Annotated in this window: 12 protein-coding genes; 6 read left to right on the forward strand and 6 right to left on the reverse strand. The window is 71.5% G+C overall.

Translation table 11 applies throughout. From position 1 onward, the window contains the following. Window positions 1–41: 41 nt before the first annotated feature. Window positions 42–1,349, reverse strand: a complete 1,308-nt coding sequence (gene aspS / locus OG948_RS07125) for an aspartate--tRNA(Asn) ligase (RefSeq protein ID WP_406294727.1) — start codon at window positions 1,347–1,349, stop codon at window positions 42–44. Between the two features lie 376 nt (window positions 1,350–1,725). Here aspS and OG948_RS07130 point away from each other — a divergent pair, with 376 nt between their 5' ends. Continuing rightward, window positions 1,726–2,565 (forward strand): SAM-dependent methyltransferase, encoded by an 840-nt coding sequence (locus OG948_RS07130; RefSeq protein WP_406294729.1) that lies wholly within the window; start codon window positions 1,726–1,728, stop codon window positions 2,563–2,565. A gap of 16 nt (window positions 2,566–2,581) precedes the next feature. Here OG948_RS07130 and OG948_RS07135 read toward each other — a convergent pair whose 3' ends face one another. After that, entirely contained in the window at window positions 2,582–3,124 is a 543-nt protein-coding gene (locus OG948_RS07135; protein ID WP_406294731.1) for a carboxymuconolactone decarboxylase family protein, read from the reverse strand. Between the two features lie 47 nt (window positions 3,125–3,171). Here OG948_RS07135 and OG948_RS07140 point away from each other — a divergent pair, with 47 nt between their 5' ends. Then, window positions 3,172–4,602, forward strand: coding sequence for a PLP-dependent aminotransferase family protein (locus tag OG948_RS07140; protein ID WP_406294733.1), 1,431 nt, complete (start codon window positions 3,172–3,174; stop codon window positions 4,600–4,602). A 54-nt stretch (window positions 4,603–4,656) separates the two neighbouring features. Here OG948_RS07140 and OG948_RS07145 read toward each other — a convergent pair whose 3' ends face one another. The 4 genes from OG948_RS07145 to OG948_RS07160 all read right to left on the reverse strand — a co-directional run bounded on the left by OG948_RS07145 (window position 4,657) and on the right by OG948_RS07160 (window position 8,864). Continuing rightward, window positions 4,657–6,051: a WD40 repeat domain-containing protein gene (locus OG948_RS07145; protein ID WP_406294735.1), complete on the reverse strand. Its 1,395-nt coding sequence runs from the start codon at window positions 6,049–6,051 to the stop codon at window positions 4,657–4,659. 143 nt (window positions 6,052–6,194) lie between these two features. Continuing rightward, window positions 6,195–7,208, reverse strand: coding sequence for an NAD(P)/FAD-dependent oxidoreductase (locus tag OG948_RS07150; RefSeq protein ID WP_406294737.1), 1,014 nt, complete (start codon window positions 7,206–7,208; stop codon window positions 6,195–6,197). Beyond that, on the reverse strand, window positions 7,205–7,723 hold the full coding sequence (locus tag OG948_RS07155; protein WP_406294739.1) for an isoprenylcysteine carboxyl methyltransferase family protein: 519 nt from the start codon (window positions 7,721–7,723) through the stop codon (window positions 7,205–7,207). Before OG948_RS07155 ends, OG948_RS07150 begins: the two co-directional genes overlap by 4 nt. Window positions 7,724–7,730: 7 nt before the next feature. Beyond that, on the reverse strand, window positions 7,731–8,864 hold the full coding sequence (locus OG948_RS07160; RefSeq protein WP_406300195.1) for a type III polyketide synthase: 1,134 nt from the start codon (window positions 8,862–8,864) through the stop codon (window positions 7,731–7,733). A 92-nt stretch (window positions 8,865–8,956) separates the two neighbouring features. Between OG948_RS07160 and OG948_RS07165 the strand changes: the two genes are divergently transcribed. The 4 genes from OG948_RS07165 to OG948_RS07180 all read left to right on the forward strand — a co-directional run bounded on the left by OG948_RS07165 (window position 8,957) and on the right by OG948_RS07180 (window position 12,917). Then, window positions 8,957–9,916, forward strand: coding sequence for a UbiA family prenyltransferase (locus tag OG948_RS07165; RefSeq protein ID WP_406294741.1), 960 nt, complete (start codon window positions 8,957–8,959; stop codon window positions 9,914–9,916). A gap of 261 nt (window positions 9,917–10,177) precedes the next feature. Beyond that, the gene (locus OG948_RS07170; RefSeq protein WP_406294743.1) at window positions 10,178–11,083 is read left to right on the forward strand and encodes an ABC transporter substrate-binding protein; all 906 of its coding nucleotides are present in this window, start codon (window positions 10,178–10,180) and stop codon (window positions 11,081–11,083) included. A 116-nt stretch (window positions 11,084–11,199) separates the two neighbouring features. Beyond that, the gene (locus OG948_RS07175) at window positions 11,200–12,114 is read left to right on the forward strand and encodes an amino acid ABC transporter permease (protein ID WP_406294745.1); all 915 of its coding nucleotides are present in this window, start codon (window positions 11,200–11,202) and stop codon (window positions 12,112–12,114) included. Then, window positions 12,111–12,917, forward strand: coding sequence for an amino acid ABC transporter ATP-binding protein (locus OG948_RS07180; RefSeq protein WP_406294746.1), 807 nt, complete (start codon window positions 12,111–12,113; stop codon window positions 12,915–12,917). Before OG948_RS07175 ends, OG948_RS07180 begins: the two co-directional genes overlap by 4 nt. The last annotated feature ends 25 nt before the right edge of the window (window positions 12,918–12,942 follow it).

The raw sequence follows: 12,942 nt of genomic DNA on the forward strand, positions 1-12,942 counted from the left end.
CCTCTGCGGCACGCCCTCCGTCCCACGCCCCGGCGTCGCCGTCAGGGCGTCAGTCGATGCGGACCGCGGAAGAGGAACGTCGCGTCCCGGATCGACGGCAGGTCCAGGAGCAGCATCAGCAGCCGACCCAGCCCCAGGCCCAGACCGCCGTGCGGCGGGATGCCGTAGCGGAAGCAGTCCAGGTAGGACGCGAGCGGTGCCGCGTCCAGGCCCTTCTCCCGCAGTTGGGCGAGCAGTCTTTCGTGGCGGTGCTCGCGCTGCGCGCCCGTGGTGATCTCGACGCCCTTCCACAGCAGGTCGAAGCTCTCGGTCAGCGTCGGGTCGTGGTCCGGACGCAGGTGGTAGAACGGCCGAATCCCGGCCGGGAAGCGGGTCACGAAGACGAACTCGTGCCCGGTCTCCGCCGCGATCGACGCGGACAGCGCGCGTTCGCCCTCCGGGTCCAGGTCGACCCGGGTGCCGCTCGGGTCCCAGCCCTCGGCCCGCAGTCGGCGCAGCGCGTCGGCCATCGTGATCCGCGGGAACGGCAACTCGGGGACGGTCACCTCGACGCCGAGGAGTGCCTCGATCGACGCGCCGTGCACGGACCGGACGTCGGCCAGGACCGCCCGCAACAACCGCTCCTCGAAGGCCATCACGTCCTCGACCCCGTCGATCCAGGCCAGTTCGGCGTCGACACCGGTGAACTCGGTGGCGTGCCGGGACGTGTAGGACGGCTCGGCGCGGAAGACCGGTCCGATCTCGAAGACCTTGTCGATGCCCGCCGCGATCGCCATCTGCTTGTAGAACTGCGGCGACTGGGCCAGATAGGCCGGGCGGCCGAAGTAGTCGACGGTGAACACCTCGGCGCCGGATTCGGACGCGGTGCCCATCAGCTTGGGCGTGTGCAGCTCGGTGAAGCCCTCCGCCGCGGTGACCCGACGCATCGCCTGTTCGACGGTGCTCTGGACGTCCAGGACCAGCCGTCGGTCGGGGCGCCGGAGGTCGAGGAATCGCCAGTCGAGTCGGCGGTCCGGGCCGGTGTGGGCGTCGATCGGCAGCCCGGGTTCGGCCCGCGAGAGGATCTCGACCCGTTCGGGAAGCAGTTCCAGAGCACCGAGTCGGACCACGTCGTTGGCCACGACCCGGCCGGTGATCCGGACCGCCGACTCGGGGGTGACCTGCTCGAACGCGGCCTCGATCGGGTCGTCGGCGCCGACGCGGCGGTGGGTGACCTGGACCCGACCGGTGTGGTCGCGCACCACGACGAACTGCATGCGGCGCTGTCGGCGCAACGTGTCGACCCACCCGTGGACGGTGACCCTCTCGTCGAGATGTTCGGACAGGTCACGGACGAGGGCGCGCGGCATGGCGGCAACTCCCTTGGTTGCGGGCGCGTTGGTCGCGCCGGGTACGGCGGGTGGTAGACGGCCACCCGAGGAGATCGTCAGCGTAGGTGGCCGGGTCGGCGGTGTCGCCGGATTAATCGGCGGTGGAAGGCACGGGGTGGAGCGGGGACGAGCAAACGCCGGCCGTCCGCCGGGCACCGGGACCACCGCGTCGCAGCGCCGCGATCGAGCCCGCGCGGGTGACCCGACAGGGTGGTACATCTGCTGACTTGTCCGCCCGTGTGGGCGCGAACTGCCTTTTGCAGCCCGGGAATTGATGACCAGCCGCGTTACCTGCGGTTTACCATCGGCGGTGTGCCGCACCACCCCCAACCGGCGGCCGCGAGGTGTCGAGATCATGACCGAGAACGCTGGAGACCGAGTGTGGTCGACGAAGCCCGCCGGTGAGCGACCACCGCCCGGCATCGACGTCAACGTGCCGAGTGTCGCGCGCATCTACGACTTCCTGATCGGCGGCAAGGACAACTACGCCGCCGACCGCGAGGTGGCCCGCAAGTTGATCGCGGTGGCGCCCGATCTCGAACACGACGCCGGCGCCCATCGGCGGATCCTGCACCGGGGCGTGCGCTTCCTGGTCGAACAGGGCATCCGCCAGTTCGTCGACATCGGATCCGGTCTGCCCACCGCGCAGAACACCCATCAGGTCGCCCAGGCGATCGCGGCCGAGACCACCGTGGTCTACGTCGACAACGACCCGATCGTGCTCGCGCACGGTCGCGCGCTGCTCGCCGAGAACGACCGCACCACGGTGATCACCGCCGACCTGCGCGAGCCCGAGTCGATCCTGAAGAACCCGGACCTGTTGCGCCTGATCGACTTCGATCGGCCGGTCGCGCTGATGCTGCTGGGCGTGATCCACCACATCAACGACGACGAGGATCCGGCCGGGCTGGTGCGCACCTACCTCGACGCGTTGCCGTCCGGCAGTTGGCTGTTCCTGACCCACTTCCTGCACAGCGGCCCCGAGTCGGAGCAGTTGGAGCGGGTCATGCAGGGCTCGCACAAGAGCGGGCGCTTCCGCGAGCGCGAGGAGGTCGCGGCCTACCTGGACGGCCTGGAGACGGCCGACCCGGGCCTGGTCTACATCGACCTGTGGCGGCCCGAGGAGCCGGTGGACGAGGCGACCCTCTCGGTCACCCAGCGCCTGGTCCTGGGCGCGGTGGCCCGCAAGCCGTAGCCGGGGCGGTCGTCACTCACCGCTTCGCGCGCTGGTCGGTGCCGGCGAGCTTGCCGGTGCCGATCGCGATCCGGTTCCAGGTGTTGACGGCGAGGATCAGGGCCATCAGGTGGGCCAGCTCGCCTTCGTCGAATCGGTCCGCGGCCCGGGCGTAGACGTGGCCCGGGACCCCGTCGGCCGCGACCAGGGTGAGCGCCTCGGTCAGCGCGAGGGCGGCCCGTTCCCGCTCGGTGAAGAAGTGCGCGGCCCCGCGCCAGAGCGCGACCAGGGCCAGGCGTTCGTCGTCCGCGCCCGCGTTGTGCGCGTCGGTCCAGTGCATGTGCAGGCAGTACGCGCAGCCGTTGAGCTGCGAGGCGCGGACCTGGACCAGTTCGACCAGCGCGGGGTCCAGCCCCTCCCGGGCGGCGGCGTCGAAGCCGATCAGGGCCTTGAACACCTTGGGTACGGCGCGGGCGAAGTCGACGCGGCAAGCCCCGGGGTCGGGGTGGGAACGGGGTTCGGGGGTGGCCTCGGTGGGCCGATCGATGCGGTGCTCGCTGCTCATGTCGACGAAGCTCATGTCGACGAATGTAGGCGCGAAAGAGACCTGGTATAGGGTTCAGTTCCATGTCGGAAGACGAGGTCAATTCCGCCGAGTGGAGCGGCCGTGACCTGCATCTGGAGTTGTCCGGTACGGGCAGCCGGCGGGCGGTGCTGATCCGGGCGATCCGGACGGCGATCCGCACCGGTCGGCTGGCCCCGGACACGCCGCTGCCGCCGTACCGGTCACTCGCCGCCGATCTGGGCATCGCCCGGAACACGGTCGCCGACGCGTATGCCGAGCTGGTCGCGGAGGGCTGGTTGACGGCGCGTCAGGGCTCCGGGACCCGGGTCGCCCGGCGGGCCGAACCGCTGGCCGCGCCGCGCCGCCGCGCCCGGACCGAATTGCCCGCGCGGCCCGCCGGCTCGACCCACAATCTGCGCCAGGGGCAGCCGGACGCGGCGTCCTTCCCGCGTGCCGCGTGGGTCGCGTCCGCCCGCCGGGCGCTGAACGCCGCGCCGAACGAGGCGTTCGGACCGGGCGATCCGCAGGGGCGTCCGGAGTTGCGGGCCGCGCTGACCGACTACCTCGCGCGGGTGCGCGGGGTGCGTACCCATCCGGATCGCATCGTGATCTGCTCGGGCTTCGCGCACGCGTTGCGGCTGCTGTTCGCCGGCGTGCTGCGCGGGCCGGCCGCCGTGGAGTCGTACGGACTCGCCTTCCATCGCTCGATCCTGGCCGCCGCGTCGATCCGCACGCTGCCCCTGGCGATCGACGAACACGGCGCCGACACCGACGCTTTGGCCGCGCGGGCGAACGCGCGTGTGGCCGTGCTGACGCCGGCTCACCAGTTCCCCACCGGCGGCCCGTTGTCGCCCGAGCGGCGGGTCGCCGCGCTGGACTGGGCGCGGGCCCGGGGCGGGATCGTGCTGGAGGACGACTACGACGGCGAGTTCCGTTACGACCGGCGTCCGGTGGGCGCGGTCCAGGGCATGGATCCGGACCGCGTGGTGTACGTGGGATCGGTCAGCAAGAGCCTGTCCCCCGCGATCCGGCTCGGTTGGATGGTGCTGCCCGAGCACCTGGTCGACGACGTCCTGGCGGCGAAGGGCCTGCGCGAGGCGTGGGCCGGCGTCACCGATCAGCTCACCCTCGCCGACTTCATCGAGGGCGGCCACTACGACCGGCACATCCGCCGGATGCGCCGGCGCTACCGCGCCCGCCGGGACCATCTGCTCGCCGCGTTGGCCGAACACGCCCCGCACGTCACCGCGACCGGCATCGCCGCCGGCCTGCACGCCGTGCTGCGCCTGCCGCCCGGCACCGAGTCCGCCGCCGTCAAGGCCGCCACCTGGCAGGGCCTGGCCCTCGACGGCCTGGCCGCGTTCCGCCACCCGGACGCGACGGGCCCGGCTCCGGACGGCCTGGTGGTCGGCTACGCGACGCCCCCGGACCACGCGTACCCGGCGGCGGTGGAGGCGCTGTGCCGGTCACTGCCGCCGGCGGAGGGCGAGTAGGGCGAATCTCGGTCCGGGCGCGGGCGGTGAGCCGGGACACGGTCGAGACGACGGCTACGGGGCGTCGGTCGGGCCCATGGGGAAGACCACGATTCGACTGACGCCGTGGAAGCTGTGTTTGCCGAGGGGTTCCTCTGCGGCGACCAGCCATCGCCCGTCCGGGGACCAGGCGAGTGCGTCGACCCAGGTGGTCAGTTGGCGACCCATGACGATCTTGCGGTCGGCCATCCGCCACACACAGAGCTCGTGCGGTCGCTCCCCGCTCGGCACCAGGTAGGACAGTTTCCGGCTGAAGCTGCCGATCGCGAGGTAGCCGCCGTCGGGATTCGACGCGATCTCGAACAGACGCTCCGAGGCGTCCGTGACCTTGTCGACGACCTCACCCGTCGCCGGGTCGACTGTGTAGAGGTTCTGCTGCGCTCCCAGGAACAGCCGGGAACCGTCCCCGGAGAAGGCCGTGCACTGGATCGGGTCCCAGCGACCGGCGTGCGATATCCGCCGATGCGGCGACTGCTCCGTGGGGTGGAGGTCGTAGCCGCCCTCGGCCCCGCCGTTGGGCACGATCCGGTAGACGCCGTCGTGCGAACGCATGTGCCCCGCCTGGAAGGGGGCCTCGACCTCCGCCCGGTCGTTCAGGTCGATGGCCCATTGCGGTTGGACCTTGACGTCTTTGCGCGTGCCGTAGTCCTTGACCGTGAGCACGTGCTCGCCCGGCACCCACATCATCATCGGCACCGACCAGCGACCTTCCGCCCGGGTGTGCACGACCTCGCTCCAGTCGGAGGTGTCGTACACCCAGATCCGGCCCTGGTCGCTACAGGCGGCGAGGTACTTGCCGTCGTCGGAGAACTCCAGGTGGGTCACGTGGTCGTGGGTGAGGTCTCCGGCGGCCGTGTCGAACGGGGCCCATGTGCGGACCGGGTGCGCCAGGTCCGGGAGGTGCGGCGCGTCCTCGTCCGTCCAGGTGTCGGCGTTGAGCGGGAACATCGTCGTGCCCCACGCGTCGCCCACACGAAGCGGCTCCAGCCAGCGCCGATCCGTGACCCGGACGTCGTACTCGAAGCGCACCAGCAGGTCCTCGTCCTGCCACCCACCGGCGCGCGCGTAGGAGAAGTCCTGCAACCGCCGCCACTGCGCGGCGGTGGGCGGATGGTTGTCCGTGGCGACCCGCTCGATCCCGGACACGAATCGGCGCGCGTTGGCCTCGACCCAGGCGTAGTCCAAAACGGTGTCGATATCCACGAACTCGCTCAAGGGGCCCTTGCGGCCGGCCCCGGCATAGTCGGACGCCGCCTCCCACAGCAGGTGGAGGAAGAAGCCGAGGTCGTCGGGCACGGACGGGTACGTGCGGGCCCCCGGGTCGTAATGGACCACGAAGACCTCCACGCCGAAACGGAGCTGCTCCGCATCGACTCGGAGTACGCGGACGCCGTACAGGTCGGTGGACATATCGCGGTTTCCCCCGGCGATCAGGTGACAGGACCCGCCGGATGTTGCCACAGGCTCCGGACAGCGGGGGCGATCCCCGCCGGAGCGCGCGCCCTCCCCGGGCACGACCGGCCGACGCGGTCCCCCGATCCCCCGATCCCGACCTACGCCAACGCGTTGACGATCGTGCCGAACACCCGTGGCAGGCGGTGGGCCGCGGGGACGATCAGGCGGGCCGTGTGCGGGTGGGAGCGGGCGGTCAGGAGGGATTCGGTGAGCAGGCGGTGGCGGCGGGAGAGCCGGCGCCAGTCGGATTCGTAGCGTTCGGGGCTGCCCGCGACGAGCGCGGCGACCAGGGCTCGGGCCGAGGCCAGGGCCAGCGCGACGCCCTCGCCGGTGAGCGCGTCGGTGTAGCCGGCCGCGTCGCCGACGAGCAGGACGCGGCCCGCGACCCGGGTGCGGACCCGGCGGCGCAGTGGCCCCGCGCCGCGCACCTCGCCGGCCGCCGCGCCCGCCAACCGATCCCGCAGCGCCGGGAACGCGGCGAGGTGGTCGTCGTAGGACCGACCGCGCGGCCCCAGCACCGCGACGCCGACCAGGTCCGGGCCCACCGGCGTCACGTACGCCTCGCCGCGCGGCGACCAGTGCACCTCGACGAAGTCGGTCCACGGCGCGACCTCGAAGTGCCGGCGCAGCCCGTACCGCCGAGCCCGGCGATCCGGCACGGCGGGCCCGAGGGCGGCCCGGATCGGTGAGTGCAGGCCGTCCGCGGCCACCAGCCAGTGCGCGCTCAGCCCGGCCGCGGTCACCCCGTGCGCGTCCTGCCGCACGTCGGTGACCCGCCCGACCCGGTGCTCCACGCCCAGCGCCAGCGCCCGTTCGTACAGCGCGGCGTGCAGCGTGGTCCGCCGTACACCCAGTCCCGATCCCTCCCGGAACCTCGCCTGCACCGCGTGCCGGGCGTCCAGGTACCGGATCCCGGCCAACGGCCGCCCCGCGGGCGTGATCCCCAGCCGGGCCAGCGCGGCCACGCCCGTCGGCATCAGTCCCTCCCCGCACGCCTTGTCCACCGGCGCCGGCCGCGGCTCCACCACCACCACGCGCAGCCCCGCGAGCGCGCCGTGGATCGCGGTGGCCAGACCGGCCGGCCCACCGCCGGCGACGAGCAGGTCGATCACGCGGTCGCCGCCGACAACGCGGTCGACTCGCAGCGGATCCGGACCACCATCAGCGCGGCGTTGAGTCCGGTGAACGCGAGCGCGGTGACCCACGCGCCGTGCACGAGCGGCAGGGCCAGGCCCTCTACCGCGACCGCGACGTAGTTGGGGTGCGGCAACCAGGGCAGCCGGTACGGCCCGGTGCGCACCAGCGGAAGTCCCGGGACCACCACGACCTGGGTGTTCCAGCGCGGCCCCAGCGCGGTGATGCACCACCAGCGCAGCGCCTGCGCGGCGAGCACGAGGGCGACCATCGACCACCCGAACCAGGGCACGAACGGTCGGTCGCCCAGCCCCACTTCCAGGACGCACGCGAGCAGCAGGCCGACATGCAGCACGACCATCGGCAGGTAGTGCCCCTGTCCGCTGACCACGCCGCCCCGGGCCAGGCTCCAGGCCAGGTTGCGCCGGGAGACCACCAACTCGGCGACACGTTCGAGGGCGACCAGGCCCACCAGTGCGAAATACCAGTACATCCCCGACCTACCACTCCAGGAGGACGAGCTCGGAGCAGAACCCCGGGCCCATCGCGATCATCAGACCCGGCGTACCGGGATCGGGCCGGGCGGCCATCGTGTCGCGCAGCACGTGCAGCACCGAGGTGGACGACAGGTTCCCCGTCGAGGCCAGCGAACGCCACGTCAGGTCCAGGGCCCCGGCCGGGAGTTCGAGCGTCTCGGCGACCGCCTCGAGCACCTTCGGGCCACCCGGGTGGCAGACCCACGCGGTGATGTCGGCCGGGGTCAGGTCGTGTTCGGCGAGGAAGGTCCGCACGTCGCCGCCCAGATACTCGCGGACCACGTCGGGGACGTCCGAGCCGAGCACGATCCGAAACCCGGAGCCGCCCACGTCCCAGCCCATCACCCGGGCCGAGTCCGGATACATGCGACTGCGGCTGGAGACCACCCGCGGTCCGCGCCCGGGGCCGGTCCGCGCGTCGCCGCAGGCGATCACCGCGGCCGCGCCGTCGCCGAACAGCGCGCCCGCGACCAGGTTGGCGATCGAGGCGTCGTCGCGCTGGAGGGTGAGCGAGCACAGCTCGACCGAGACCAGCGCGGCGACGTGCTCGGGCCACCCGCGCAGGTAGTCGTGCAGGCGGGCGATCCCGGCGGCGCCCGCGACGCAACCGAGGCCGAACACCGGCAGCCGCTTGATGTCCGCGCGCAGGCCGAGCCGGCCGACCAGGCGCGCGTCGATCGAGGGCACCGCGAGGCCGGTCACCGTGGTGAACACGATCAGGTCCAGGTCGCGTGCGCTCAGCCCGGCGGCGCCGAGCGCGGACTCGACCGCCTCGGCCGCGAGCTCCACCGCGACGTCCAGGTAGGCGTCGTTGGCGGCGCCGAAGTCGTCGAGCTTGGCGTAGTGGTCCAGCGGCAGCGCCAGATGGCGGGTGTGCACCCGGGCGCTCGCGTGCAGCCGATCCAGGACGCGGCGATCGGCGCCGGCGGGCAGGCACATCGCCGCGAACGCCTCGGTGATCTCGGCTTGCGGGTATCGGTGCGGCGGCAGTGCGCCACGGACGGCTGCGATGCGGGTCATGGCGTATCCCCGGCTGGATGAGGAGCGAAGACGCTGGGCGGCGAACGGAACCGGCGGCGAGCGGGAACGCTGGAACAGTGCCCAGCGGGAACACCGAACCCACGTCGTTTGCCCGCACTCGTCGCTCGCATGCGCCGGACGTACGCCGGCCACCCGGAGAGGACACCCACGTGAGTGAAGCCGCCACGCCGAGCGGAGCCACGCCGCACAGAGCCACGCCGAGCGGAGCCACCCCGCACACCCCCGTACACCCCGGCGGGCGCCCCGCCGAACACGCGCCCTTGCTCGGCCTCCTGTTCGCCTGCCACCTCGGCCCGACGCTCGCCGTCACCGCCCTGACCACCGCGCTGGCCGTCGCGGCCGGCCGCGATGCCAAGGGCTGCGCGCTCGTCGGCGCGGCAGTGCTCAGCGGGCAGTTGTCGGTCGGCTGGTGCAACGACGCGGTGGACGCGGACCGCGATCGGGCCGCCGGGCGCGTCGGCAAGCCGGTCGTCGCCGACCTGGTCACGGCCGAACGGGTGGCACTCGCCGCCCGAACCGCGCTCGTGGCGTGCGTACCGCTGTCCTACGCGTCGGGGCCGGCGGCGGGCACCGCGCACCTGGTCGGGGTGGGTGCCGCGTGGGCGTACGACCTCGGGGTCAAGGGCACCGTCGGGTCCTGGGTGCCCTACGCGGTCGGCTTCGCGAGTCTGCCCGCGTTCGTCGCGTTCGGGCTGCCCGGGCGGCCCGCGCCCGCGTGGTGGGTCGTCTCCGCCGCCGCGCTGCTGGGCTGCGGCGCGCATCTGGCGGACGCGCTGCCGGACCTGGGCGCCGACCACGCGGGCGGCGTACGCGGCTTGCCGCACCGGCTCGGTCCGACCGGGATCCGCGCGCTCACCCCGCTGCCGCTGCTCGGCGCCACCGCGCTGCTCGCGTACGGCCGACCGGACCGGGCCGGCCGGCTCGCACTGACCGGTGCCGGTGTACTGGCCGCCGCGGGCGCGCTGCTCGGCGGCCGACGCCCCGCCGTTCCGTTCGCCACCGCGATCGGTGTCGCCGCGATCGACGTGGCGCTCCTGCTGCGCCGGGGGACCGGCATCGCCCGCGCCGGCTCACGCGCCCTCCGGCGAGTATCACGCCAATGCGCGTAGACCCCGGCCGGCCAGAGCCGTTTCGGTATGCCCTGGAAAATCACCCGATGGGGTGAAATGTCGGCATCGCTGCTTGACATTCTGTCAAATTGGATCTTCGTAATTAACAATCTGTCCCATTGTCCCGTACAGAGCACCAGGAAATCATTCATGCCCATAGCTCGATCCCGGATTCGCCCAAACCGCCCGCAGATCGGGCACCGCGAGTCAGCTCGTGCCATGCCGGCCACCTTGTCCCCTCATACCTGGAGGAACCCGCACATGAGCGGACGCCTTACCCACCGCCGCCTGATCGCCTGTGCCGCAACCCTGGTCGCGGGCTCCATGCTCCTGACCGGCTGTGGGGACGATGGCGGCGACAGCGCGCTCGGCAAGAAGGACGAGAACGCGCCGTTCTTCAAGATGCTCCCGCCGGACGTCCAGAAGTCCGGCAAGCTCAAGATCGGCTCGGAGATCGCGTACGCACCGATCGAGTTCATGAAGGGCGGCAAGGCCGTCGGCGTGGACCCCGAGCTGGCCGCCGCGCTCAGCAAGCAGCTCGGTGTCAAGTACGAGTACAAGAACTCCCCGTTCGACTCGCTGATCACCGGGATCACCTCCAAGCGCTTCGACCTGGTCATGTCCGCGATGACCGACAAGAAGGAGCGGCAGGGCCAGGGCCTGGCGTTCGTCGACTACTTCCGCGCCGGTACCTCGATCCTGGTGCAGAAGGGCAACCCGCAGAACATCAAGTCGCTCGACGACCTGTGCGGGAAGATCGTCGCGCTCCAGCAGGCGACGACCAACGAGGACGTCGCCGCCGCCCAGTCCAAGAAGTGCGAGGAGTCGGGCAAGGGCGCGATCACGATCCAGAAGTACGAGCACGACGGCGAGGCCCTGCTCAAGCTCAAGAGCGGTGCCGCCGTCGCCGACCTCAACGACTTCCCGGTCGCCGCGTACAACGCGCAGACCTCCGGTGACGGCAAGGACTTCGAGGTCACGGGCGAACAGATCGATGCCGGCCTCTACGGCATCGGCGTCGGCAAGGACAACCAGCAGCTCCAGCAGGCGCTGAAGTCGGCCCTGGAGGCGCTGATCAAGAACGGCGAGTACGCCAAGATCCTGAACAACTGGAAGGTCGAGGCCGGCGCCGTCACCGAGGTCACCATCAACGGCGGCACTTCCTGATCCGAGGTCCGGCCCCGCCCGCCCACCCGGCGGCGGGGCCGGACCCGGCGGACCGTCCCACCGGGCCACCCCGTGCCCGCGCCCGCACTCGTGCTCCAAGAGGAGGTCACCTACCCGTGACCACACCCCCAACCCCCGCCGCCGACAAACAGCCGGCCAAACGGGAACACATCAAAGCGATCCCCGTGCCGCACTACGGTCGCTGGGTCGCCGCCGCCGTGGTCCTGGCCCTGGTCGGCCTCCTGATCAACGCGTTCGCGAACGCGAAGATCCACTGGAGCGTGACCGGCGACTACCTGTTCGACGAGGAGATCATCAAGGGTGCCGTCAACACGCTGAAGATCAGCCTCTACTCGATGGCGCTCGGGCTCGTACTCGGCGTGCTCGCCGCGATCGGGCGGCTGTCCGGCAATCCGGTCACCGCGACCGTCTCGTCGGTCTACATCTGGTTCTTCCGCGGCACGCCGGTCCTGGTCCAGCTGCTCATCTGGGGCAACCTCGCGCTGATCTTCCCGACCATGTTCGGCCATAACACCAACAACTTGATCACCCCGATCTGGGCGGCGCTGCTCGGCCTCGGCATCAACGAGGGCGCGTACATGGCCGAGATCGTGCGATCGGGCATCCAGTCCGTCGACGAGGGCCAGACCGAGGCGGCCCACGCGCTCGGCATGTCCAAGGGCCGTACCCTGCGCCGGATCGTGCTGCCGCAGGCGATGCGGGTGATCGTGCCGCCCACCGGCAACGAGTTCATCAACATGCTCAAGACGTCCTCGCTGGCCAGCGTGGTGGTCTACCCCGAGGTGCTGCAGAAGGCCAAGGACGTGTACACCAACAACCTCGCGGTGATGGAGCTGCTCTTCGCGGCCTGCTTCTGGTACCTGCTGCTGACCACCGTCTTCAGCATCGGCCAGTACTACCTGGAACGCCGCTTCTCGCGCGGGGCCAGCCGGGCGCTGCCGCCCACCCCGCTCCAGCGGATCAGGGCCAACCTGTTCCCGACCCGGCGTTCGGGAGTCGAGATCCGATGACGACCAACTTCGACAAGCCCGCGCCCGGGTCGGCCGGCTCCGGCCGGCCCATGGTCAAGGCCGAGGACGTCTGCAAGTCGTTCGGCCCGCTGGAGGTGCTCAAGGGCATCGACCTGGAGGTCGGCGCCGGCGAGGTCATGTGCATCGTCGGCCCCTCCGGCTCCGGCAAGTCCACCTTCCTGCGCTGCATCAACCACCTGGAGAAGGTCAACGCCGGGCGGTTGTGGGTGGACGGCGAACTCGTCGGCTACCGGGAGAAGGACGGCCGGCTCTACGAGCTGCGCGACAGCGAGGTCGCGCTCAAGCGGCGCGACATCGGCATGGTGTTCCAGCGCTTCAACCTCTTCCCGCACATGACCGCCGCGGGCAACATCATGGAGGCGCCCACCCAGGTCAAGGGCATCAGCAAGCCCGCCGCCCGGGAGCGCGCGCACCAACTCCTGGAGCGGGTCGGCCTGGGCGACAAGGCGGACGCCTACCCCGCCCAGCTCTCCGGCGGCCAACAGCAGCGGGTGGCGATCGCCCGCGCGCTGGCCATGGACCCCAAGCTGATGTTGTTCGACGAGCCGACCTCCGCGCTCGACCCCGAACTCGTCGGCGAGGTCCTGGACGTCATGCGCGGCCTCGCCGAGGAGGGCATGACGATGATCGTGGTCACCCACGAGATGGGCTTCGCGCGCGAGGTCGGCGACTCGCTGGTGTTCATGGACGACGGACTCGTGGTCGAAGCGGGGGCGCCTCGCGAGGTGCTGAGCAACCCGCAGCACGACCGCACGAAGGCGTTCCTGTCCAAGGTGTTGTGACCGGCCGGACACGATGTGCTCCGTC

The sequence above is a fragment of the Embleya sp. NBC_00888 genome (assembly GCF_045207655.1).
GTDB lineage: Bacteria > Actinomycetota > Actinomycetes > Streptomycetales > Streptomycetaceae > Embleya.

Excerpts from the sequence above, each read along its gene's own strand:
- aspS (WP_406294727.1), bottom strand. The coding sequence starts at position 1,349 with ATGCCGCGCGCCCTCGTCCGTGACCTGTCCGAACATCTCGACGAGAGG.
- OG948_RS07130 (WP_406294729.1), top strand. The coding sequence starts at position 1,726 with ATGACCGAGAACGCTGGAGACCGAGTGTGGTCGACGAAGCCCGCCGGT.
- OG948_RS07135 (WP_406294731.1), bottom strand. The coding sequence starts at position 3,124 with ATGAGCTTCGTCGACATGAGCAGCGAGCACCGCATCGATCGGCCCACC.
- OG948_RS07140 (WP_406294733.1), top strand. The coding sequence starts at position 3,172 with ATGTCGGAAGACGAGGTCAATTCCGCCGAGTGGAGCGGCCGTGACCTG.
- OG948_RS07145 (WP_406294735.1), bottom strand. The coding sequence starts at position 6,051 with ATGTCCACCGACCTGTACGGCGTCCGCGTACTCCGAGTCGATGCGGAG.
- OG948_RS07155 (WP_406294739.1), bottom strand. The coding sequence starts at position 7,723 with ATGTACTGGTATTTCGCACTGGTGGGCCTGGTCGCCCTCGAACGTGTC.
- OG948_RS07170 (WP_406294743.1), top strand. The coding sequence starts at position 10,178 with ATGAGCGGACGCCTTACCCACCGCCGCCTGATCGCCTGTGCCGCAACC.
- OG948_RS07180 (WP_406294746.1), top strand. The coding sequence starts at position 12,111 with ATGACGACCAACTTCGACAAGCCCGCGCCCGGGTCGGCCGGCTCCGGC.